At 65.5% G+C, this 25,235-nt stretch carries 10 protein-coding genes; 5 read left to right on the forward strand and 5 right to left on the reverse strand.

What is annotated here, in order from left to right; all coding sequences use genetic code 11:
* The first annotated feature begins 129 nt into the window (after positions 1 to 129).
* The 3 genes from RBA41_RS16430 to RBA41_RS16440 all read left to right on the forward strand — a co-directional run bounded on the left by RBA41_RS16430 (position 130) and on the right by RBA41_RS16440 (position 14,360).
* Positions 130 to 2,232, forward strand: coding sequence for an aminotransferase class V-fold PLP-dependent enzyme (locus tag RBA41_RS16430; RefSeq protein WP_306625165.1), 2,103 nt, complete (start codon positions 130 to 132; stop codon positions 2,230 to 2,232).
* 299 nt (positions 2,233 to 2,531) lie between these two features.
* A complete protein-coding gene (locus RBA41_RS16435) occupies positions 2,532 to 11,276 on the forward strand; it encodes a GH36-type glycosyl hydrolase domain-containing protein (RefSeq protein WP_374709559.1) in 8,745 nt (2,914 codons plus the stop codon).
* Between the two features lie 324 nt (positions 11,277 to 11,600).
* Positions 11,601 to 14,360 carry an Ig-like domain-containing protein gene (locus RBA41_RS16440; RefSeq protein WP_306625167.1) on the forward strand — a complete coding sequence of 920 codons (2,760 nt, stop codon included), beginning with the start codon at positions 11,601 to 11,603 and terminating at the stop codon, positions 14,358 to 14,360.
* Between the two features lie 238 nt (positions 14,361 to 14,598).
* Here the strand turns inward: RBA41_RS16440 and RBA41_RS16445 are convergent, their stop codons facing one another.
* Positions 14,599 to 15,177: a TMEM165/GDT1 family protein gene (locus RBA41_RS16445; protein WP_306625168.1), complete on the reverse strand. Its 579-nt coding sequence runs from the start codon at positions 15,175 to 15,177 to the stop codon at positions 14,599 to 14,601.
* Positions 15,178 to 15,336: 159 nt separating this feature from the next.
* Here RBA41_RS16445 and RBA41_RS16450 point away from each other — a divergent pair, with 159 nt between their 5' ends.
* Both RBA41_RS16450 and RBA41_RS16455 read left to right on the forward strand, forming a co-directional pair.
* Entirely contained in the window at positions 15,337 to 17,202 is a 1,866-nt protein-coding gene (locus RBA41_RS16450) for a M1 family metallopeptidase (protein ID WP_306625169.1), read from the forward strand.
* A gap of 21 nt (positions 17,203 to 17,223) precedes the next feature.
* Entirely contained in the window at positions 17,224 to 18,861 is a 1,638-nt protein-coding gene (locus tag RBA41_RS16455) for a serine hydrolase (RefSeq protein WP_306625171.1), read from the forward strand.
* A gap of 7 nt (positions 18,862 to 18,868) precedes the next feature.
* On the opposite strand, the gene RBA41_RS16460 is transcribed toward RBA41_RS16455, so the two are convergent.
* From RBA41_RS16460 to RBA41_RS16475, 4 genes are all read right to left on the reverse strand, one after another.
* Positions 18,869 to 20,035 (reverse strand): hemin-degrading factor, encoded by a 1,167-nt coding sequence (locus RBA41_RS16460; protein ID WP_306625172.1) that lies wholly within the window; start codon positions 20,033 to 20,035, stop codon positions 18,869 to 18,871.
* A gap of 29 nt (positions 20,036 to 20,064) precedes the next feature.
* Positions 20,065 to 22,398 carry a TonB-dependent receptor domain-containing protein gene (locus RBA41_RS16465; RefSeq protein WP_306625174.1) on the reverse strand — a complete coding sequence of 778 codons (2,334 nt, stop codon included), beginning with the start codon at positions 22,396 to 22,398 and terminating at the stop codon, positions 20,065 to 20,067.
* Positions 22,399 to 22,546: 148 nt separating this feature from the next.
* Positions 22,547 to 24,085, reverse strand: a complete 1,539-nt coding sequence (locus tag RBA41_RS16470; protein ID WP_306625175.1) for a S1C family serine protease — start codon at positions 24,083 to 24,085, stop codon at positions 22,547 to 22,549.
* 131 nt (positions 24,086 to 24,216) lie between these two features.
* Positions 24,217 to 25,014 carry a class I SAM-dependent methyltransferase gene (locus tag RBA41_RS16475; protein ID WP_306625177.1) on the reverse strand — a complete coding sequence of 266 codons (798 nt, stop codon included), beginning with the start codon at positions 25,012 to 25,014 and terminating at the stop codon, positions 24,217 to 24,219.
* Positions 25,015 to 25,235 lie beyond the last annotated feature (221 nt).

The following is a 25,235-nucleotide window of genomic DNA, read 5'->3' on the forward strand; positions in this document are numbered from 1 at the left end:
GTATGAATATGCTTGATGAGTGCGAATGCCAGCAAATTTTGGCATATTTTCTCACGTTTAAGACGATAACATATCACGCAAGAATGACCTCCACGTTTCACCATCCTGTTGCCGCTGCCCGGACCTGCCATGCATACTGAAATTTACCTCGACGCCAACGCCACCTCGGCCGTTCATCCGGCCGCCATCGCCGCCGCCGCCCTGGCCATGCGCGACTGCTACGGGAACCCGAGCAGCAGCCATGCCACAGGCCTGAAGGCCAAAGCGATGCTCGACGGCGTGCGCGCACTGGCGCGCCGCGTGCTGGGCGCGGGGCAGGGCAGGCTGACCTTTACCAGCGGGGCCACGGAAGGCATCCAGACCGCGGTGCTGTCGGCGCTGTGCGATATCCGCGCGCGCCGCGCCCGGGGCGAAGCGACCGGCGACCTGCTGCTGTACGGCGCCACCGAACACAAGGCGGTGCCGGAAAGCCTGGCGCACTGGAACGCGCTGCTCGGCACCGGCCTGGAACTGCGCGCGCTGCCGGTCGACGCCGACGGCCGCCACCGGCTCGACGTGCTGCGCGAACTGGCGCCACGCGCGGCCTTCGTGTGCACCATGGCCGCCAATAACGAAAGCGGCACCATCTCCGACCTGGCCGGCATCGAAACGCTCTTGCGCGAGTGCGCGCCCACGGCGCTGTGGATGGTCGACAGCGTGCAGGCGCTCGGCAAGCTTACGCTGGACCTGGCCGCGACCCGCATCGATTACGCGCCGTTTTCGGGCCACAAGCTGTATGCGCCCAAGGGCATCGGCATGCTGTATGTGCGCGAGGGAGCGCCCTACACCGCGCTGATGATGGGCGGCGGGCAGGAAGCCGGCCAGCGTTCCGGCACCGAAAACATGAGCGGCATCGCGGCCCTGGGCGCCGTGCTCGCGGCGCTCGACGATGGGGCGAGCTTTCGCACCCACGCGCAACTGGTCCGGATGCGTGAACGGCTGGCCGCGGCCCTGCGCGCGGCGCTGCCGGGCATCGTCTTCAATGCGCCGTTCGAACACAGCTTGCCGACAACGCTCAATTTTTCCGTGCCTGGCCTGGCCGGCAAGGAACTGCTCGACCTGTTCGACGCCGCCGGCGTGCGCGTCAGCGCGGGGTCGGCCTGTTCGGCGGCCAAGGCCGCGCCCAGCTACGTGCTCACGGCGATGCAGCTGGCCCCGTGGCGCTGCGCCGCGGCGGTGCGCATGTCGTTCGGGCCGATGGCGGACGACACCCTGATCGACGCCGCCTGCGAGCGCATCGCCCGCTGCGGCGCGGCCTTGCGCGCCAGTTGCCTGATCCCGTCGGCGGTGCCTGCGCAGGACAGCGACGGGGTGGTTCAACTGGGCCTTGACGGTGCCTGTACCTGGCTGGTGCTCGACGCGGCCAGCCGCACCTGCGCCATCATCAATCCGCTCGCCGCGCTGGCAGTGCGCATCGCCGACCAGGTGCGCTGCCAGGGCTACCGGGTGCGCGCCGTGATCGACACGCATGGCGGCGCCGGTGGCGGACGCGCAGCCCTGGTGGCGGCGCTGGGCGGCCAGCTTGCCGGCGGCATCAGCCACGAAACGCTGGGCTGGCCCGCGCTGGCCGACGAAGCCACGCTCGATAACGGCCAGGTCGCCAGTGCCCTGATGTTCGGCACCCGCGTGCTGGCGCGCGTGGCGCACGCCAGCGGCGCCAGCTACCTGTTCGGCGAGCGCTCGGCCGCGGGCCTGGCCGCCGGCGACGTGCGCTTTGCCTTTACCGGGCCGGACGCGGTCATTGAACAACTGGCGCAACTGGTGTCGCGCAAGACCATCGTCTGTCCGGCGTGCGAGACGGGCAGCCTGCCGTGCACCACCCTGATGGCCGAAGGCAGCGGCGCCGCACCAGCTGCCAACCCCTTGGCGATGCAGCTCGAGGCGCATGGCCTCGAGCGCTTCTTCAACGACCATCCCGACGCGCTGCTGATCGACGTGCGCGAAGCCTACGAGCATGCGGCGGCGGACGCTGGCCACTGGCACGGGCGCGCGGTGCAGAGCGTGCCCCTGTCGCGCCTGGCCGACCGCCTGTCGATGTGGCTGCGCGCCGAGGAGCGCCCGCTGGTGTTCTTCTGCCGCAGCGGCGCGCGCAGCGTCAAGGCGGCGCAGTGCCTGCACCGCCTGGGCTACCGCAATGCCTGGCATGTGGCGGGCGGCGTGGCACTGGGCGCGATGTTGCCGCTGGCGGCATAAGCGCGGAGGCGGGGGCTCAGGGCGCGCAGCCCTGGAGCGCGTCTCGCGGCCATCGGCACGCGCTTTCAATGACAGCATTCATCGGTTGATGCCCTGTATCACTAGCCATGATGCATGCTGCAATTTCCTGATGACGCGCTCCAAAAGTGTTCAGTTTGCTTCTGACGGACAACCCCGAAATGTTCGCTGGCGCACAGTCGTGAACATGGCATCGTTATAAGATTGCAACAGCCGTACGACCCGGTCGCAACTCGCTGTCCCGCAGCGTGTTGGCTACTCATGCCCACGCGAGGTCTCTGTTGAACCAAGAAAACACTAAATTAGCGGACACGCTCTATGCCTGGCGCAACGTCCTCGACGGCGAACGACACGTCGACGACGAATTCCCCCTGCGCTCGGAATTGTTCAGTGCCGCCCAAATGGCGATGCACGGCAAGCATCTTGCCTCCTCCCACCAGCTCAGCGAGCGCGGCGGCCCCGACCGCCTGTTGCCGCGGCTGACGGAAAACGCGACGGTCATCACCGACACCTGTACGGAACTGACCACCGCGATCAAGGCGGGGCGACAGATTACGCCGGCATCCGAATGGCTGCTCGATAACTTCTACCTGGTCGAAGAGCAGATCCGCATCGCGCGCCGCCACCTGCCGAAGGATTACTCCAAGGAGTTGCCGCGCCTGGTCAACGAGGAGGCCGACGGCAATCCGCGCGTATACCAGATCGCGCTGGAGATCATTTCGCACGGCGATGGCCGGGTCGATCCGGAGAGCCTGTCGCGCTTCGTCGACGCCTACCAGGAAGTGGCGACGCTCAGGCTCGGCGAATTGTGGGCCATTCCGATCATGCTGCGCATCGCGCTGATCGAGAACCTGCGCCGCGTGGCCGCGCGCGTGTACGACAACCGCGTCCAGCGCGACCGCGCCAACACCTGGGCCGACCAGATGGCCGCGACGGCCGAAAAAAATCCGAGCGACCTGATTTTGCTGGTGGCCGACATGGCCCGCTCCGGCCAGCCGATGAACAGCGGTTTTGTGGCCGAACTGGCGCGCCGCCTGCAGGGACAGAGCCCCGCATTGACCCTGGCGCTGCAGTGGGTGACCACGCGCCTGGCCGATGCCGGCCTGACCATCGAACAGCAGATCCAGGCCGAAATCGGCCAGCAGGCCGCCGACCAGGTCTCGATCAGCAACAGCATCGGCAGCCTGCGCTTCCTCGGCACCATGGACTGGCAGGAGTTCGTCGAGACCATGAGCGCGGTCGAACAGACCTTGCGCCTGGACCCGGCCGGCACCTACGGCAAGATGGATTTCTCCACGCGCGACAATTATCGCCACGTGATCGAAAAGCTGGCCAAGCGCAGCGACTTCACCGAAGTGCAGGTCGCCGAAACCGCGCTCGAACTGGCGCTGGCAAACCGCTCGCCGGCCGCCGGCGGCCTGGATGAACGCACCCGCCACATCGGCTACTACCTGGTCGGCAGCGGCCAGGCGCAGCTCGAAAAACGCCTGGCCGTGCGCAATCCGCCGCTCGAAGCGCTCAATAAAAGCGGGCGCGCATCGCCCCTGTCGACCTACCTTGGCGGCATCGTGGTGCTCACCCTGCTGTTTACCGGCACCGCCATCATCCACGCGCGCGCCGACGGCGTCGACGACTGGATGCTGGCGCTGCTGGGCGTGTTCGCCCTGCTCGGATCGAGCCAGCTGGCGCTGGCCCTGGTCAACTTCATGGCCACCCAGCTCACGCGCCCGCACCCGCTGCCGCGCATGGACTTCAAGGAAGGCATCCCGACCGACGCGCGCAGCATGGTGGTGGTTCCGACCCTGCTGTACAGCCGCGACAACGTGGCCTCGCTGTGCGAAGCGCTGGAAGTGCGCTACCTGGCCAACCGCGATCCGAACCTGCGCTTTTGCCTGCTGACCGATTTCGTCGACGCGCCCAAGCAGCACATGCCGGGCGACGAAGAGCTGGTCGAGCAAGCCCGCGCAACCATCGCCGAACTCAATGAGAAATACGGCTGCGACGTCGACGAAGAGATTCTCGGCGCCGATGGCGAGCCGGCCATGTCGCGCTGCCACCTGCAACCGTTCCTTCTGCTGCACCGCCCGCGCGTGTGGAGCGCCAGCGAAAACGCCTGGATCGGGTACGAGCGCAAACGCGGCAAGCTGGCCGCGCTGAACGCATTCCTGCGCGGCGGCGCGCGCGACCAGTTCTCCATGGTCGCCGGTTCCACCGACGGCCTGGCCAACGTGCGCTACGTGATCACGCTCGACACCGACACCCAGCTGCCGCGCGACGCCGCGCGCCAGTTCATCGCCACCATGGCGCACCCGCTGAACCGCCCGACGCTCGACAAGGCTGGAAAACGCGTGGTCGAAGGCTACGGCATCCTGCAGCCGCGCGTGGCCGCGGCGCTGCCGGGCGACACCGCCTCGCGCTACGAGCACCTGTGCGGCGGGGAACCGGGCATCGACCCGTACACCCGCACCGTCTCCGACGTGTATCAGGATGTGTTTTACGAAGGCTCGTTCGTCGGCAAGGGCATCTACGATGTCGATACCTTCGAGACGGTGCTCGGCCACCGCCTGCCCGACAACCAGATTCTCAGCCACGATCTGCTCGAAGGCTGCTACCTGCGCGCCGGCTTGCTGAGCGACGCCCAACTGTACGAAGAATACCCGGCGCGCTACAGCGACGACGTGAGCCGGCGCCACCGCTGGATTCGCGGCGACTGGCAGCTGGCCGGCTGGCTGCTGCCGCGCGTGCCTGGCGCGAACGGCAAGCGCGAATCGAATCCTTTGAGCGCGCTGTCGCGCTGGAAGCTGTTCGACAACCTGCGCCGCAGCCTGATCGCCACCACCCTGACCGCCCTGCTGATCTTCTGCTGGGCCCTGATGCCGACCCCGTTGTTCTGGACCCTGGGCGTGCTGGCGGTGATCTTTTTGCCGACCTTCTTCAGCGCCATGTTCGACATCATCGAAAAACCGCACGACGTCCTGTGGCGCCAGCATCTGGCGACCGCGTTCAAGAGCGCGCGCCTGATGTTCGGCCACTCCGCGCTGCAACTGGCCTTTTTGCCGTACGAAGCGCATTTCAGCCTCGACGCCATCGTGCGCGCCTCGTGGCGCATGCTGGTCACGCGCCGCCGCCTGCTGGAATGGCGGCCATCGAGCCTGAACCGCTCCAGTACCGACATGGAGAGCAACTGGAAGAGCATGTGGATCTCGCCGGTGCTGGCCGTGGCCACCGCCGTCCTGCTGGCTTACTTCCACCGCGAAGCGCTGCCGATTGCCGCGCCCGTGCTGCTGCTCTGGTTCTTCGCACCGGTCGTGGCATGGTGGATCAGCCTTCCGCAAGAACGCGCCGCGACCGAACTGTCGTCGCCGCAGACCCTGTTCCTCGAATCGCTGGCCCGCAAGACCTGGAGCTTCTTCGAGACGTACGTCACGGCGGAAGACAACTGGCTCGCGCCCGACAACATGCAGGAGCATCCGGTCAAGGTGGTTGCGCACCGCACCTCGCCGACCAATATCGGCATGGCGCTGCTGGCCAACCTGACGGCGTGGGACTTCGGCTTCATCACCACCGGACGCCTGCTCAAGCGCACCCGCGACACGCTCAATACCATGGCGCGCATGGAGCGTCACCAGGGTCACTTCTATAACTGGTACGACACGCTGACCCTGAATCCGCTGCACCCGATGTACATTTCGGCGGTCGACAGCGGCAACCTGGCCGGCCACCTGCTCACGCTGGCGCCGGGCCTGACCCAATTGGCCGACCAGCCGATCGTCGGCAAGCAGACCCTGGACGGCATCGCCATCACCTTGAACGTGGTGCAGGAACACGCGCTCGATGCCGGTCCGGCCGTCAAGGCCGCGATCGACGCCATGCGCAGCCACCTGTCGGCCGACCGCGTGCGCGAAACCGAAAGCCTGCCTGGCATGGCCGCCGAACTGGCGCGCCTGTCCGGCTGCGCCGACGCCATTCTGGCCGCCATGCATCCGGTGGGCGAACCGAACCTGCAGGGCTGGGCCGACAAGCTCGCCGAGCAGTGCCACACCGCGCGCGACGAACTGCTGCAACTGGCGCCGTGGATGCGTTCGGCCCAGGAGTACGTGGTCGACACCAGCCTGACGCGCATTCCGACCCTGCGCGAACTGGCCAACTTTGCCCTCACCGGCAGTGCCAGCACCGACCTCGCCCCGAGCGAGCGCGAACGCCAGCAAACCCTCACCGACCTGGTGGCCCAGGGCAGCGCCCGCGCCGCCCAGCGCATCGCGGACATCAACCGCATGGCGTTTGAGGCGCGCGAATTCGCGAACATGGACTTCCGCTTCATGTACAACACCACCACCAACCTGCTGGCGATCGGCTACAACGTATCCGACCGCCGCCTGGACGCGGCCTGCTACGACTTGCTGGCGTCCGAAGTGCGCCTGTGCAGTTTCGTCGGCATCGCGCAGGGCCAGTTCCCGCAAGAGCACTGGTTCGCGCTGGGCCGCCAGCTGTGCATCATCGGCAACGAGCAGCTGCTGCTGTCTTGGAGCGGCTCGATGTTCGAGTACCTGATGCCGCTCTTGGTCATGCCGACCTACCAGAACACGCTGCTCGACCAGACCTACCATTCGGTCGTCAATGCGCAGATCGAGTACGGCAAGCAGCGCGACGTGCCGTGGGGGATTTCCGAATCCGGCTACAACACCGTCGACGCCAGCCTCAATTACCAGTACCGCGCGTTCGGCGTGCCGGGCACGGGCCTGAAACGCGGCCTGGCCGACGACCTGGTCATCGCCCCGTACGCAACCATGATGGGCTTGATGGTCCATCCCGACGCCGCCGTCGAAAACCTGCAGCGCATGGCCGACCTGGGCTTCATGGGCAAGCATGGCTTCTACGAAGCGATCGACTATACCGCCGCACGCCTGCCGCGCGGCCAGACCTTTGCCGTGATCCGCTCCTTCATGGCGCACCACCAGGGCATGGGCTTCCTGGCCCTGAGCTATCTGCTGCACGACCGTCCGATGCAGCGCCGCTTCGAGTCCGACCCGCTGTTCCAGGCCACCTTGCTGGTGCTGCAGGAACGCGTGCCGCGCGCCGGCGCCTTCTATTCCAACACCGCCGAACTGGCGGTCATGCGCGCCCCGGCGCAGGAAGTGTCGACCGCCGCCACCCGCATCATTACCCAGACCACCACGGTGCAGCCGGAAGTGCAGCTGCTGTCGAATGGCCGCTACCACGTGATGGTCACCAGCGCCGGCGGCAGCTACAGCCGCTGGAAGGACCTGGCCGTGACGCGCTGGCGCGAAGATGGCACCTCCGACAACTGGGGTAACTTCTGCTACGTGCGCGACGTCGACAGCGGCCATTTCTGGTCGACCGCCTTCCAGCCGACGCTGGTCGAACCGAAGTCGTATGAAGTCATTTTCTCGGAAGGACGCGCCGAATTCCGCCGTCATGACCGCGGTCTCGACCTGTACACCGAAATCGTGGTGTCGCCGGAAGACGACATCGAACTGCGGCGCACGCGCATCACCAACAAGTCGAACGTCAGGCGCACCATCGAATTCACCAGCTACGCCGAAGTGGTGATGGCGCCGGCGGCTGCCGACAATGCCCACCCGGCGTTCAGCAAGCTGTTCGTGCAGACCGAAATCCTGCGCAACGAGAATGCGATCCTGTGCACCCGCCGTCCGCGCGCCAAGGACGAGCAGATGCCATGGATGCTGAACCTGATGACGGTGCACGATGGCGTACTGATGGACGTTTCGTACGAAACGAGCCGCAGCGAATTCCTCGGCCGCGCCAACAGCACGGTCGCCCCGCGCGCCATGCTCGAACCGCAGCCGCTGGGCGGCAGCGAAGGCTCGGTGCTCGATCCGGTGGTCGCGATCCGCTACAAGGTCACGCTGGAGCCGGACCAGATGGTGGTGCTCGACATCGTTACCGGCATGACCGAAACGCGCGAACAGGCCGTGCACCTGATCGACAAATACCAGGACCGCCATCTGGCCGACCGCGTATTCGAACTGGCATGGACGCACAGCCAGGTCGTGCTGCGCCAGCTGAACGCCACCGAATCGGACGCGCAGCTGTACAGCCGCCTGGCCAGCACGGTGATCTACCCGAATGCCTCGCTGCGCGCCGATGCCGGCATCTTGATTCGCAACCAGCGCGGCCAGTCCGGCCTGTGGGCGTATGCGATTTCGGGCGACCTGCCGATTGTGCTGATGCAGATCAAGGACCCGGCCAACATCGACCTGGCGCGCCAGATGGTGCAGGCGCACGCTTACTGGCGCCTCAAGGGCCTGGTGGTCGACCTGGTCATCTGGTACGAAGACCAGTCGGGTTACCGCCAGCTGCTGCACGACCAGATCATGGGCCTGATCGCCTCCGGCATCGACGCGCAGGCGATCGACCGTCCGGGCGGGATCTTCGTGCGCCTGCTCGACCAGATCGCGCAGGAAGACCGGGTGCTGATGCAATCGGTGGCGCGCGCCATCATTTCCGACAGCCGCGGCACCCTGGCCGACCAGGTCAAGCGCGCCGTTCCGGTGGCGCCGAAACTGCCGCTGCTGGTGGTCGAAGCGCGGAGCGAGGAGTACCAGCCACGCGCCGGTATTCCGGTTGCCGCACGCGACCTGATCCTGCACAACGGGCTGGGAGGCTTCAGCGCCGACGGCACCGAATACGTGATCCGCACCGATGGCCAGAACCGCACGCCGGCGCCGTGGTCCAACGTGCTGGCCAACCCGAATTTCGGCAGCGTTGTGTCGGAGAGCGGCCAGGCCTACACCTGGAGCGAAAACGCGCACGAGTTCCGGCTCACGCCGTGGGCCAACGACCCGGTGTCGGACAGCAGTGGCGAGACGTTCTATATCCGCGACGAGCAGACCGGCCGCTTCTGGTCGCCGACCGCGCTGCCGGTGCGCGCGGCGGGTGAATACATCACGCGCCACGGTTTCGGCTACAGCGTGTTCGAGCACAGCGAAGAGGGCATTCACACCGAACTGTCCACTTTCGTGGCGTTAGATGCCTCGATCAAGTACTCGGTCATCAAGATCCGCAACGACAGCACCGTGCCGCGCCGCCTGTCGGCGACCGGCTACGTGGAGTGGGTGCTGGGCGACCTGCGCGCCAAGTCGGCCATGCACGTGACCACCGAGCAGGATCCGATGAGTGGCGCGATCTTCGCGCGCAACGCCTACAACACCGAGTTCACGGGCCGCGTGGGATTCTTCCACGTCGACGCGCAGCAGAAAACGTTCACCGCCGACCGCAATGAATTCATCGGCCGCAACCGCACGCTGGCCAGTCCGGCGGCGATGGGACGCGCGCGCCTGTCCGGCAAAATCGGCGCCGCGCTCGACCCGTGCGCCGCGCTGCAGGTGATGGTGGAACTGCAGCCGGGCCAGGAACGCGAACTGGTGTTCATGCTCGGTGTTGGCGGCCGCCGCAATGCGGACGCCAGCGGCCTGGTTCAGAAATACAGCGGCAGCGTCGCTGCTGCGGCGTCGCTGGCGATGGTGCGCAAGCACTGGGACCACACGCTCGGCGCGATCCAGGTGCAGACGCCCGATCCGTCGCTCGACGTGATCGCCAACGGCTGGCTGATGTACCAGACCATCGCCTGCCGCCTGTGGGCGCGCAGCGGCTACTACCAGTCCGGCGGCGCATTCGGCTTCCGCGACCAGCTGCAGGATGCCATGTCGATGATCCACACCGAGCCGCACCTGCTGCGCGAGCACCTGCTGATGTGCGCAGCCCACCAGTTCGTGGAAGGCGACGTGCAGCACTGGTGGCATCCGCCATCGGACCGCGGCGTGCGCACCCATTGTTCGGACGACTATCTGTGGCTGCCGCTGGCGGCGCACCGCTACGTCATCGGCACCGGGGACCGCAGCGTGCTGACCGAACCGGCGCCGTTCCTGGAAGGGCGCCCGCTCAAGCAGGAAGAAGAGTCTTATTACGACATGCCGGGGCGTTCGAGCCAGACCGGCGACCTGTACGAGCACTGCGTGCGGGCCATCAAGCGTGGCTTGCGCTTCGGCGAACATGGCTTGCCGCTGATCGGCACCTGCGACTGGAACGACGGCATGGACCGGGTCGGCAACGAAGGCAAGGGCGAGAGCGTGTGGCTGGCCTTCTTCCTGTACGAAGTGCTGCAGCGCTTCGCCGAAGTGGCGGTGGTGTACGGCGACCACGCGTTCGCGGAAACCTGCAAGAGCGAGGCTGCCACGCTGGCGGCCAACGTGGAAGCCAATGCCTGGGACGGCCAGTGGTACCGCCGCGCGTACTTCGACGATGGCACCCCACTCGGATCGCACACCAACGACGAGTGCCAGATCGATTCGATCTCGCAGAGCTGGGGTGTGATTTCGGGCGCGGCCGATCCGCAGCGCACGGCGTCGGCCATGAAGGCGGTCGACGAGCGCCTGGTGCGGCGCGACTACGGCCTGGTGCAGCTGCTCGATCCGCCGTTCGACGATGGCGTGCTCAATCCCGGCTACATCCGCGGCTACGTGCCGGGGGTGCGCGAGAACGGCGGGCAGTACACCCACGCCGCGATCTGGACCGCGATGGCGTTCGCCAAGATGGGCGACACCGAGCGCGCCTGGGAACTGCTGCGCATGATCAATCCGGTGCAGCATGGCAGTACGCCGGAAAGCGCGGCCCTGTACAAGGTCGAACCGTATGTGGTGGCGGCGGACGTGTACGCGGTCTCGCCGCACATCGGCCGTGGCGGGTGGAGCTGGTACACCGGTTCGTCGGGCTGGATGTACCGCCTGATCGTCGAGTCGCTGCTGGGCGTGAGCCTGGCCGGCGACAAGCTGACCATGACGCCGCACCTGCCGGCCGACTGGCCGGGCTTCAAGCTGCAGTACCGCTATCGCGAGACGATGTACGCGATTTCGGTGCAGGCCGCCGAGGCCGATGCGATGACGGTCGACGGCGTGCCGCAGCCGATGAATGTGATTCAGTTGGTCGATGACGGCCGGCCGCACCAGGTGGAACTGCGGGTGCGCCGCCAGGCGTCGTCAGCATAGGCATAAACACCGCCGATTCCCGCGCGCGGCTCAGGCCCGCGCGGGATTTTTTGTCCTAAATTAGACATTTTCGTGTTTCATACAACAAATGTTTAATTTAGTTTTCCACAGGCGCGCCGCGCTGCCCCACAGCAACAAATCCTATTCTCCCTGCTAAGTCCGCTAGAAATGTGTTGACTTGCGGAAAAATACGTGTCGATTCACGTAACAAAACTCCATTTTGCCAGGTAAATTATTTCCAAATGTAAATACACTGTCATGTTTACGTCATGCATAGTTGCGAGAATTCATTTGTCTGTAACTATTAACGTAAACGGGATTCCCATGCGCCACCTCACGACATTCAAGCTGTTTCGCCCACTCGCCATCGCCCTGGCGCTTTCCGCCAGCCACGCCGTCATGGCGTCCGAAGCGGACCATCAAGAGTTCGAGGCGACCCTGCACGTCCCGTACGCCACCGGGTCCCAGGCCCGCGTGTTCACCCTGGCCTTCGAGTACCCGCACGTCGAGCGCCAGCAGGAAGTGAGCTGGAAGCTGGAACTGGTCAGCCCGGCGGGCCAGGTGGTCCAGCGCTGGCACGGCGTGCAGCGCATGTTCCAGAAACCGGTCGACGTCAAGGTGCGCTGGGCCGGCCGGGCCGGCTTGCCGGACGGCGTCTATCAAGTACGCATGCAGGCCGTCTCCAATGATGCCGCCGAGCGCGGCCGCGAGCCGGATCTGTCGGAAGAATCGGTCGACCGCCTGCTGGCGGCTGGCGCGGGCGAACTCGTCGAGCAGAGCTGGGACTTGGTGGTGGGCAAGACCGCCAAGCCGGCCATGCCCGCCTTCCGCGCCTTGCCGACCAATAAGATCGACAGCAAGGTCGAGAGCAAGGCCGAGAGCCGGTCAGGCGATATGTCCTCAGTGCAAATGGCCACCCCCGCGCCCGGCTCGCTGCCGTATACCATCTACTTTGCCAACCTGCACAGCCAGACCAACCACAGCGATGGCGGCGGGGCGCTGGGCAGCTGCAGCGGCTCGCAAGCGCCGCAAAGCGCCGCCCTCGGCCCGGCCGACGCCTTCGCGTATGCCCGCAACAAGGGCCTGGACATCCTCGCCACCACCGAGCACAACCACATGTATGACGGTTCCGACGGCACCAACACCTCGGCCAGTCCGGCCACCGCCAAGGACCTGTTCAAGGCGGGGCTCAATGCCGCTGCCGATTTCAATGCCGCCCATCCCGATTTCCTCGGCGTGTACGGCCTCGAGTGGGGCGTCATCAGCAATGGCGGTCACCTGAACATCTTCAACTCGCCGGAACTGCTGCAATGGGAACGCAACAGCAGCGGCCAGCTGATCGGCGACACGCCCACGCCCAAGGGCGATTACAGCGGCCTGTACACCATGATGCGCCAGCGCGGCTGGGTCGGGCAGTTCAACCATCCATCGTCGAGCGGGCAGTTCCTCATCAATGGCGTGCCGCTCGGCTACACGGCCGATGGCGACCAGGCCATGGTCCTGTGCGAAGTGCTCAACACCTCGGCGTTCTCGACCAATACCACCGAAACCGAAACCGGCCGCAGCAGCTTCGAGGGTGCCTGCAACAAGGCGCTCGAATCGGGCTTTCACATCGCCTTTGCCACCAACCAGGATAATCACTGCGCCAACTGGGGCGCGTCCTACACCAACCGCACCGGCGTGCTCATTCCGAACGGCATCCCGCTCACGCACGCCAGCTTCATCGACGCACTCAAGGCGCGGCGCGTGTTCGCCACCATGGACAAGACCTCGCAACTGGTGCTCACGGCCAACGGCCGCGTCATGGGCGAGCGCTTCAGCAACAGCGGCCCGCTCAACCTGATGGCCAACTTCGCCAGCACCAGCGGCAAGACGGTGTCGACGGTGTCCATCGTCGAAGGCGTACCGGGGCGCAACGGCACGGTCAGCCAGCTGTCCACCACGGCGAACACCACCATCACCCCGTCCGTGGGCGAGCACTTCTACTACGCCAAGCTGACCCAGGACGACGGCAAGATCCTCTGGTCGGCGCCGATCTGGGTGACCCAGACCAATGGCGGCGGCGACACCACGGCTCCACGCGTGAGCGCGGGTCAATCTGGCAGCAGCGGCAACATCAGCTTCAGCGCCAGTGCCAGCGACGACGTGGGCGTGACCCGGGTCGAATTCTACGTCGACAACCAGCTCAAGGCGACCAGCAGCGCGGCGCCGTACAGCGCCACGATCGACTCGGCGACCCTGAGCAATGGCAGCCACAGCCTGGTGGCCAAGGCCTACGACGCCGCCGGCAATGTCGGCACCTCGGCCGCGGTGACCTTCAGCGTCAGCAACGCCAGCGGTGGCGACACCACGCCGCCGGTCGTCAGTGCCAGCGCGAACGGCAGCAGCGGCACCATCAGCCTGGCGGCGACGGCGAGCGACAACGGTGGCATCAACCGGGTCGAGTTCTACGTCGACAACGTCCTCAAGGGGACGGATAGCACCTCGCCGTATTCATTGAGCCTGAACTCGGCGACCCTGAGCAACGGCAGCCACCAGTTGACGGCCAAGGCGTTCGACGTGGCGCTCAACAGCGCGGTATCGGCGCCGGTCAGTTTCAGCGTGAGCAACGCCGGCGTGGCGCAGCAACTGCTACTCAATAGTGGATTCGAATCGGGCGCGAGCGCGTGGGTAGCCACCAGCGGCGTGATCACCTCGTCGGGGCAGGCGGCGCGTGGCGGCAGCTGGAAGGCCGCGCTCAACGGCGCCGGCTCGGCCAACACCGACAGCGTGTACCAGCAGGTGACGATCCCATCGACGGCGACGAGCGCCAACCTGGCGTTCTGGCTGAAAGTGGTTTCGAGCGAAACGACGACCACGAGCGCCTACGACAAGCTCAAGGTGCAAGTACGCAGCGGCAGCAATGCCGTGCTGGCCACGCTGGCGACGTACTCCAACCTGAACAAGGGCAGCAGCTACGTGCAAAAGACGTTCGACCTGTCGGCCTACAAAGGGCAGACGGTGCGCATCTATTTTGAAGGCGTGGAAGGCTCGACGATCCCCACCGCCTTCCTCATCGACGATGTGACCCTCACGACCCAGTAACCAATCGCAACAATTTCCCAACCGGGGTCAGAGCTCCGACTCGAAACTTTTTTTGTTGCTCAACCGGGGTCTGACCCCGGTTGAGCAACAAAACGTCGTCAAGTGGCTACGTCAAGCCACGAAAACCGTAAAAACTTGCACAACCGGGCTCCGTCCCCGCTTTGAAAATGTTTCGAATCGGAGGTCTGACCCCGGTTAGGAAATGTTTCGATTCGGAAGTCTGACCCCGGTTAGGAAACTAAAAGCCGAAGCGGGCGCCGGCGCCAAGCAGGGTGGCGATGCCGAGCACGGCAAACATGGCGGCGGCAATGCCGTGCACCAGTCTCAACGGCACCTTGTTGGCAATCCGCTCGCCGAAATACACCGCCGGCACGTTCGCCAGCATCATGCCGAACGTCGTGCCAGCCACTACCGCCAGCATCGCGTCGTAGCGCGCCGCCAGCGCCACCGTGGCGATCTGCGTCTTGTCGCCCATCTCGGCCAGGAAGAAGGCGATCAGGGTGGTCAGGAAAACGCCGTAACGCCCGATTCCCGGCTGGTCGTCGCCATCGAGCTTGTCCGGCACCATGGTCCACGCGGCCATCGCGAGGAAGGACACGCCCAGCACCCAGCGCATCACATTCGGTCCCAGCAAAGTGCTGATCCAGGCCCCCACCGCCGCCGCAAACGCGTGGTTGGCGATGGTCGCCACGAAGATGCCCAGCACGATCGGCACCGGCCGCCGGAACCTGGCCGCCAGCAGAAACGCCAGCAGCTGCGTCTTGTCGCCGATTTCGGCGAGGGCGACGATGCCCGTTGAGACAAGAAAGGCGTCCATGCAGATGATCCGATGCGCTAAAACGCGGATCATAGCAGAGCCGCCGGCGCGGCCACACGCGCCAGCCGTCCGTCAATACACGCCCGCGCGCTTTCGTCCGGCCAGCGGAAGTGATATTCTGCCTGCGCCAATTCACACGCCACCGAACCCGGAAAGACCATGAAGACATCGACCCTCCTGCGCGCCGCCGCCTGCGCCCTGTTTGCCCAATTGAGCGCCCACGCGTACGCCCTCGATCCCCTCAGTTACGCGCGCTACGACCAGGTGAAAACCAGCGCCGTGCACATTGACCTGAAGGCCGATTTCGCGAAGAAGACCTTGTCCGGGCATGCCGAACTGACGCTGAACTGGCTCGATAAGTCGGCCCGCATTCTCGATCTCGATACGCGCGCGCTGACCATCTCGAAGGTGCAGGCGCAGGGCGCCAACGGCAAGTGGGTCACCGTGCGCCACTCGCTCGACAAGTTCGATGACGAAAAAGGCCAGGCCATGCACATCGACCTGGCCGCGCTGCCCGCGCAGCCGCAGAAGGTGCGCATCTATTACCGCACCTCGCCCAAGGCGACCGCGCTGCAGTGGCTCGCGCCGGTGCAGACCATGTCGGGCAAGCGCCCGTTCATGTTCAGCCAGTCCCAGACGATCGACGCGCGTTCCTGGGTGCCGCTGCAGGATACGCCTGCCGTGCGCTTCACCTACAGCGCGCGCATCGACGCGCCCAAGGACCTGCGCGTGGTCATGAGCGCCGATAACGATCTCAATGCCACCGGCAAGGGCGGCTGGAACTTCAAGATGCCGCAGCCGATTCCATCTTACCTGCTGGCCATCGGCATCGGCGAGATCGACGTGCGCGCGCTCGGTGCGCGCACCAGTGTGTACGCCGAGCCAAAGCGCATCGGCGCGGCCGCCTACGAATTCGGCGATACCGAAAAGATGGTCGCCGCCGCCGAATCGCTGTACGGCCCTTATCGCTGGGGGCGTTACGACATGCTGGTGCTGCCGCCATCGTTCCCTATCGGCGGCATGGAAAACCCGCGCCTGACCTTCCTCACGCCGACCATGATCGCGGGCGACCGCAGCCTGGTCGACCTGATCGCCCACGAACTGGCGCACAGCTGGTCGGGCAACCTGGTCACCAACGCGTCGTGGAAGCACTGGTGGCTCAACGAGGGCTTCACCACCTACGTCACCACCCGCATCCTGGAGTCGCTGTACGGCCCCGAAGTGGCGGACATGAACCTGCAGCTGGAGCAGGAAGAGGCCATCGCTTCACTGGCAACCATCCCGGTCGCCAAGCAGGCCTTGCTGACCAAGGACCCGGATACCTCGTCGGCCAACTACACCGATGAAGGCCTGGCTTATCCGAAGGGCGCGTGGTTCCTGCGCACCCTGGAGCAACGCGCCGGCCGCGCGGTGTTCGATCCCTTCCTGCGCGGCTGGTTCGACCAGCATGCGTTCCAGAGCGTGACCACCGAGCAGTTCGTCGATTACCTGCGCAAGAACCTGCTGGCCCAGCATCCGACGGTGCTCAGCGAGGCCGAACTGGAAGAGTGGCTGCATGGCGCCGGCATTCCGGCCAGCGCCAAACGCGCGGTTTCGACCCGCCTGGCCGCACTTGATGCGACCCGGGCCAGCTGGCTGTCGGGCGCCACGCCCACCGCCAAACTCGATACCAAAAAATGGAATGCCACCGAGTGGATGAAGTTCCTGAACGATATCGACAACAAGGCCAGCGCCGCCCAGCTCAAGGAACTCGACCAGGCGTTCGGCCTGGCCAGGAGCACCAATAACGAGGTGGCCTTCCGCTTCTACCGCGCCGCCATCAATGCCGGTTACAGCGAGGTGCGTGCGCCGCTCGAAGCCTTCCTCATGAGCGTCGGCCGCCAGAAGTTCGTGGTGCCGCTGTACGGCGCGCTGCGCTCCAAGCCGGCCGACAAGGCCTTCGCGGAGTCGGTCTACAAGAAGGCGCGCGAGCGCTACCACCCGGCCACGCAGAGCAGCGTCGACAAAAAAATGGCTGGCAAATAAAAGGACCGACACGTGCTCCATATGAACCGTATCGCGGCAGCGATCCTGCTCGCATTCACCAGCTTCGCGGCCGTTGCCCAGGCACCCGCAGTTCCCGCAGCTTCCGTCAGCGCCAGTGCGCCGGCACGCGCCTATGACCTGGAGGCTGACGTCACCCGCGTGATGAAGACCTTCGATGTTCCCGGCATCGCGATTGCCATCGTCAAGGATGGCAAGGTAGTCGCTGCGCGCGGCTTCGGCGTGCGCAAGCTGGGCGAGCCGGCACCGGTCGACGGCAAGACCATCTTCGAGGTGGCGTCGAACTCCAAGGCCTTCACCGCCGCCGCGCTGGCGATGCTGGTCGACGAGGGCAAGCTGGAATGGGACGACAAGGTCACCAGGCATTTGCCGGACTTCCAGATGTACGACGCCTACGTCACCCACGAGATGACGGTGCGCGACCTGCTGGTGCACCGCAGCGGCCTGGGACTGGGGGCCGGCGACCTGCTGTGGTGGCCAACCACCAGTTTTACGACCGATGAAATCATTGGGCAGCTGCGCTACGTGCGCCCGGCGACGAGCTTTCGCAACAGCTATGCCTACGATAATCTGCTCTACATCGTGGCCGGCAAGATCATCGCGCAAAAGGCCGGCAAGCCATGGGGCGATGCGGTGCGCGAGCGTATCCTCAAGCCGCTCGGCATGAATGCGACCACGACCAGCCTGGCCGAGAACGCGGGCAATGCCAACGTCTCGGCCCCGCACAGCAAAATCAACGGTAAAGCCGCCGCGGTGCGTGCGCTGCCGGTGCCCAATGCCGTGGGCGCGGTCGGCATCAATACCAACGCCGAGGATATCGCGCGCTGGATGACGGTGCTGCTCGACGGCGGCGCCATCGCCGGTGCGCCGAAAGACGCGCAGGGCAAGGAAGCGCGCCTGTTCAGCGAGGCGCAAAGCCGCGAGATGTGGACCGCGCAAACGCCGATGAAAATCAGCGAGCCGAAACCGACGCTGGAGGCGACCAAGCCGAATTTCTTCGCCTATGGCCTGGGCTTCCAGCTGCGCGACTACAAGGGCCGCAAGCTGGCCTTGCACGGCGGCGCGCTGCAGGGTTTTTATTCGCGCGTGGTGATGGTGCCGGAAGCGAAGCTGGGCATTGCGATTTTTACCAATGCCGAAAGCGGCGGGGCGCTCACGTCGCTGCAGTATCGCCTGCTCGATCATTATCTCGATGCGGCGCCGAGCGACTGGATCAAGCTCATTAGCGATGTGGAAACCCAGACGCGCAACAAGGACCTGGCCAAGCAGAAGAGCGCCAGCGCCACCCGGGCCGCGGCCTCGCGCCCGTCGCTGCCGATTGCGGCGTACGACGGCGAGTACAACGACGCCTGGTACGGCGCGGTGACCATCAAGCCGGTGGGCGGCAAGCGGGTAATGAGCTTTGCCCGCACGCCGGACCTGACCGGGGAACTGGAGCACTTCCAGCACGATACCTTCATCGTGCGCTGGAAGGAACGCAATTTCAACGCCGACGCCTATGTGACGTTTTCGCTGAACCCGGACGGCAGCATCGAGCGCATGAAGATGGCGCCGGTGTCGTCCGAGACCGATTTCAGCTACGACTTCGCGGACCTGCTGTTCACGCCCGCGAAGAAGAAGGACGCGAAGGAAGCAAAGTAATCTTCGCTTAGCCCTTCGGCAGGGCGGCGGTCAGGTCAACCCAGCTTTTCGGCTGCGGTTGGCCGCGTTCGCGCACACCGAAAAAGCTCACTACCTGTTCGCCCTCGTTGTCGTAGAACTCGACCGAGGTCACGCCGGCGCGCCGCACCACCCAGCCGCTCTTGAAGGCGGTTTCGCGCAGGTGCAAGTTGAAGGCCGGATCGAGCACGTTGTACCAGCCCGGGCTCGCCGCCGTCTTGGTGATCTTGCCGCTGAAGATCTGGATCACCGCGCCGTTGCCCAGGAATGACATGATCGGCAGCTGCTGCTTGGCCGCTTCATCGAGCAGGGTGCGCACCGCTTCGGGTTTGAGGCGCTGCACCATGCCGGCCGGCGCCAGGCGCATCGCCTGTTCGCGCGTGATCTTGAACTCGGTCAGCAGGCGGTTGAACTGGTGCACATCGCTCATTTCGTTCCAGGCCTGCTGGAATTCCTTCACATCGACCTTGCTGTCGGCCAGTGCGGCGGCCTTGGGTGCGCGCGCCGGCACTTTCAATGCCGCGTTCTGGTCGGGATGGCGGAAGTCGGCCACCAGCTTGTCGAACACGGCCACGCCGGCGGCGTCTTTCGGATAGATCTTGTGGATCGCGGCGCCGTTCTCGTCGAAGAACTGGAGGCTGCGTTTGACCACGCCATCGGCGCCCGGCTGCGCCACCGCGAAGGCGTGCTTCCACTTCGAGAACGTGAAGCGCAGGTCGATCTCGCCACCGAGGTAGCCGCCGGCGATGTTGCGCTGGCGCGCTTCGCGTTCCTCGTCCTTCACCGCTTCCTTCGCTTCCTTGTCGTCCTCCGGCTGCGGCTTGACCTTGGTGGCCACGCCGGTGCGTTCGATCACGCCGTTCTCGTTGCGCGTCAGTGCCAGCACGGTGCCCAGGTCGAGCGCGCGGCGCATGATCTCGCGCGGATCGTTGCCGTCGCTGCGCAGGCGGATGACGGTGCTGCCGATGCCGATGCCGGTGGCCAGCAGTTCGGCTTCCGATACGCCGAGCGTGCGTGCGGCGTCGCGGATCATCACCTTGGGCTGTTCGGTGCGCAACGCGCTCCAGCGCTCGGACAGGGTGGCGGCGCCGGCGTGGCCCGCCAGGACAAGCAGGGCGCCGGCAATGGCCAGCGGAAGGGTGCGTAGGCGTTTCATGGAGTCTCCGGTGTGGTGAAAAAAAGGGGTTAATACTGGAACGTCAGCATGGCCGCCGCATTGCGGCCGGGGCGCGCCTGGCGTTCGATGTCGGCCAGCGTGGCGGCGTCGACGCCGGCAGCGAGCGAGCGCGAGGTCGCGTAATCCCAATAGCGCTTGTCGCCCAGGTTGTAGATGCCCACATGGAGCTTGACGTGCTTGCCGATGTTCCAGTACGCGGCAAGATCGGCCACGGTGGCGCCGGCGATACGGAAGCGCCGCGTGCCGGCGTCGCCGACGGTGTCCGACGCCGGCTGCTTGCCGGCGGTGGCGACGGCGCTCAGCGAGACGCCGTACGCATCGTTCGGCGCATCGTAGGCGAAGGTGGCGCTGGCCTTGCGCGGCAGGGTGGAGGCCAGTTCGCCTTCCTTGCCGGTGCTGCTGTCGCGCGCCTTGCCGTGCGAGACGCCGGCCGCCGCGGCGATGCTGTAGCCGGCCAGCGGCGCCGACCACGTGCCCAGTTCCGCGCGCAGCGAGGCTTCGCCGCCCCAGGTACGCGCGCTGCCATTGTTCTGCGGCCGGTACAGGCCGCGCGTGATGGTCGGATAATTGACCGGGTCCGGTGCCTGCGTCACGTAGTCGATGAAGTTCTTGTACTCGGTGCGAAACACCGATGCGCTGATCTGCATGCCCTTGGCCGGGCTGCTTTTCAGGCCCGCTTCGAAGGCTTGGCTGGTTTCCTTCTTCAGGTTCGGGTTGCCCAGCACGGCGTAGCCGACGCCCGATCCGGTGTAGCTGAACGAGTCGTAGGTGCCGGTGCGTTCGGCCGCCGTGGGCAGGCGCGCGCCGCGATTGAGGCGCGCATACACCGACAGGTCGGGCGCCAGGACGACGGCCAGGTTCAGGCTAGGGGTGGCGTAGGCATCGCTCTCTGTCTTGATTTCGCCGGCCGCCGCAGGCACCGCGATCAGGTAGCCGGCCAGGTTCCTGGGTGTGAGCTTGCGGTATTCCGCGCGCACACCCGGCGTGAGCGTGGCCGCGTAACCGCCCAGCGTGAAGCCGAATTCGCCGCGCAGGTAGGCGCTGGCCTTGTCGCTGTCCATATCGGCCATGCGGTTTTTCATCATGATCTGGTGCGCGCCGCTGGCGATGACGGTGCGGTCCTCCAGCCATGGACGGCGCGTTTCGGACTGCTCGTACGCGGCGCCGTAAGCCACGCTGAGCGACTCGCCCAGCTTCAGGATGGCGTCGGCCCCCGCTCCGGCACTCTTGTTGAAGTAGCCGGTGTCGATGTTGCGCAGGTAGGGCTGGTTGCCGGTGATGTAGCGCGCGCGGGTGCGGTCGTCGACGCTGGCGTCCTGCACATACACGCGGCTCTCCAGCGTGTCGAACAGGCCGTGGGTGGCGCCGGTCATGCGGTGTTCGAGGCTGACGCGGGTGCGTTTGGTGCGCGAATCCTGCAGCACGCCATTCGGGTACAGGCCGCCGGTCTTGTTGACGTAGCTGCGCGCGTTGTCGCGTTCATAGCCGTCCAGGGTCAGGCCGATGCGCTGGCCCTGCATCGGGGTCCACTGGAATTTGGCCAGCAGCGCGTTCGAGTCCCAGTCGTCCGGATTGGCCGGCACGCTGCCCTTGTTGTCGGTTTCCCTGCCGCTGCGGTGCACGGCCACCGCCAGCGCATCGAGTGCGCCCATGCGGGCCGCACCGGTCAGGCTGTGCGAGCGGCTCTTGTTGGCATCGCTGTAGCCGAGCGCATACGCCAGGTAGCTGCGTTTGTCGCCGCTCAGATAGTCGCCTGGCGACTTGGTGACAAAGGCGACGCTGCCAGCCAGGCCGGGCGTGCCCGCCGCCGCCGCGCCCGTGCCGGAGCCGATCCGCACTTCGCGGAACATGGCCGGATCGAAGTAATCGCGCCCGATGCCGAAGGTGTTCATGGCGGTGCCGTCCGGCTTGGGCGCGGCGTCGGGCAGGGCGATGCCGTCGATGTCCAGGCTGACCCGGTTGCCTTCGACGCCGCGGATATTGAAGCCGGTGTTCCCCGCCCCATCCCACACGCTGCCGCTGCCGCTGAACGCCGCCGGCACGCCGACCAGCGGCTCGTAGCGCGCGATGGCGCTCATGTCGCCCGCGTTACGGCGCGCCAGTTCCTCGGCGCTGATGACGACCACGCTGCCTTGCAGCGCGTCGGGCGTCTTCTCGCGCGCTTGCGTGACGACGATGCCGGACAACTGCTGCGGTGCGCGCAGGCTTTGCGCTTGGGCCGCGCCGGTGCCGATCACGGCCAGCAGCGTGGCATTGAGGGTGGTGCCGAGAACACGGCGCAGTGGTGCGGAAGCAGGCCGGCGCGCAGAAGCGCGTGCCGGCGTCGGGGTCGGAGTGGTCATGGTAGTCCAGGTCGGAGAGTATCAGGCTGGCTCTCGGACCTGGCGGCGCGGATGCGTCGGGAAGGAACACTTGCTGGCGGGTGTCAAATGATAACAAGAATCATTATCATTTGCAATGCATCCCGCTCAGTGGCTGTTTGACGACGATTTACTTGCGATTCCAGACATCCATCATGTCCTGGCTGCCCTGCAGGCGGATGCCGTTATCGGACAGGATGCTTTCGGTGGCGTCGATCATGTCCTTGCGCCGCACCACGATGGTTTCGCCGCCGCGCTGGTCGAAGTGCAGCACGATCAGCTCATCCTTCGAGTCGCGCAGCAACTGCACCATGTGGGCCAGGCTGCGCACGGGGACCTTGTTGACCGAGTAGATCACCGAGCCGAAACGGTTGGAGTAGCCGGCCACCGATTTATGCGGGAAGAAGGGCGAGCTGACCACGACCAGTTCCTGGCGCTCCGGCGTCGGCGGCTCGCCGCGGCGCGTCACCAGCGGGTTGGCCATGTAGCTGGCCGCCGCCATGTTGGTAACGTTCGCGTTGAGGAAGGCCAGGAAGTCGGTGCTGGCGCGCGAGAACACGATCGGCCCGTAGATGAAGTACGACGGGTAGCCGTTGTTCAGGTCCGGAATGAGCAGCTTGCGTCCGCTCACGGCCGGCACCTTGACGTTCATGCTCTTGCCGGCGCGGACAATCGTCAGCGGCACCGCGCCATCTTTGGTCGCCTGCTGCACGCGGTACTGGTAGCGCACGCGCAGGTTGGTGCCCAGCTTGACCATGCCCTGGTTGTCGATCGGCGAATCGCCGATATGGGTGATCACGTCCCATTCCTTGAGCGGATAGGCGGCGTCGTTCTGGGTGGGACGCTGCACCACGGCGCCGGAGACGTCCTTGCCGAGCTTGAGGAATTCGCGCAGGACCGGGTTTTCGAGCGTCTGCACTTCGTCCGTGAGGGATGGCTTGCCGTCGTACTTGCCGTCGGCGACGTCGCGCAGGAACAGGTCCACTTCTTCGTTGGGGATGATGTAGCCGATGTTCTGCGTGTTGGCGGCGCCGCCGAAGGCCAGGCCTACCATCTTGTCGTTGGCAATCGCCGGGCCGCCGCTGTTGCCCGGGTTGATCGCGGCATCGATCTGGATGCGCAGGCCGGTGGTGCCCATGCTGTAGTTGGCGAATTCGATGCGCGAGACGATCCCCTTGGTGATCGACAGCGAGGTGCCGCCGGTCGGGTAGCCGTAGGCGAATACCTGGTCGCGCACGTCCGGCAGCACGCTGGCGCGCGACACTGGCGCGTGGGTGTCGAAGAACGACTCGTCGTCGAGCTTGAGGATGGCCAGGTCGATTCCGCGCGCGACCGCCACCACCGTGGCCGACACCTTGCCGCCGGCCTGGCTGGCCTGCACCTGGACCTGGCTGGCGTAGCCGACCACGTGGGCGTTGGTAAGAATGCGCTTGCCTTCGATGACCACGCCGGAGCCGGTCACCTCTACCGGCGAGGTCTTGGTCCATGGCTTGTACGGGTCGGGACGGCGCAGCGTGGCAAACACCTTGACGACCGAGTTTTCGAGATTGGCGGGAATGGCGGCCACCGGCGCGGCCGGCGACGCGCTGCTGGTGGCGTCTTGTGCGGCGTGGGCCAGCAGGCTTGCCGCGGCAAGAGCGGCGGCAACGGCGATACGCGATATGTTCATTGGATAATTTCTTGTTGGAGGAAGGAGCGACGAGCGTTAATCATACACGCGCATGGCGTGCCGCTCCAGCGTCCCGCCTGTGCCGGACAGGCAGACAAAAAAACGGCCCCTTGCGGAGCCGTCATCACCTGTCAAGGCTTTACGAACTTGAGCGTCATGCGGTCGCTCTCGCCGATCGCCAGGTACTTCTCGCGGTCGACATCCTTATTGGCCAGCACCGGCGGCAGGGCCCACACGCCCTTGTTGTGGTCAGCCGTGTCCTTGGGGTTGGCGTTCACTTCCGATTTGCCGGCGAGCTTGAAGCCGGCGCTTTCGGCCATCTTGATCACGTACGCTTCCTGCACGTAGCCGGTATCGGCTTTCGGCTCCTTGCCGGCCGGGGCACGGTGTTCCACCACGCCGAACACGCCGCCCGATTTCAGGCTGTCGTGGACCTTCTTGAACACTTCCTTGACCTTGTCGTCGCCATTGCCCATCCAGTTGTGGAGGTTGCGGAAGGTGACCACCAGATCGGCGCTGCCCGGCTTGGCGAAGTCGTACGCGGTCGGTACTTCGAATACGCCGCGCTGGACCTTGTCGAACATGGCCGGTTTCGATTCAAGCTTCCTGGTCAGGTTGGCCGCGTACTTGCGCGCGCCTTCCTTGGCCGACGTCGGCGACTCGCCGGCGGCGATCAGCTTGCCCTTTTCGCGCAGGTAGGGCGCCAGGATTTCGGTGTACCAGCCGCCGCCCGGCGACAGTTCGACCACCGTCATGGTCGGCTTGATGCCGAAGAAGGTCAGCGTTTCGTATGGATGGCGGGCGCCGTCGCGCGCGACGTTGGCGGGCGTGCGCTCGGTATTGGCAATGGCTGCTTTGAGTGCGTCATCGGCATGGGCTGCGCCGGTCATGCCAGCGGCCATCATCGTGGCCAGGATCAGTTGTTTCATGTGTTTTCGTCTCCGGTATTGGTATGTACTACAGGGATAAGCTGCGGCGGGCGATGTGATATCGCCGACAAGCGCGATGATCGAGTATGCACGCTTGAAGGTCAAGCCGAATCTCATATGTACATACTGTCCGCCACAGCGTGCGGACACTGCTTCGGACAGTGCGGACACCGTCCGCCGGACACTCCAGGATTCCCGAATCAAGGACTTAGCCAGTGGCA

Source organism: Massilia scottii (assembly GCF_030846495.1).
Lineage (GTDB): Bacteria > Pseudomonadota > Gammaproteobacteria > Burkholderiales > Burkholderiaceae_D > Telluria_A > Telluria_A violaceinigra.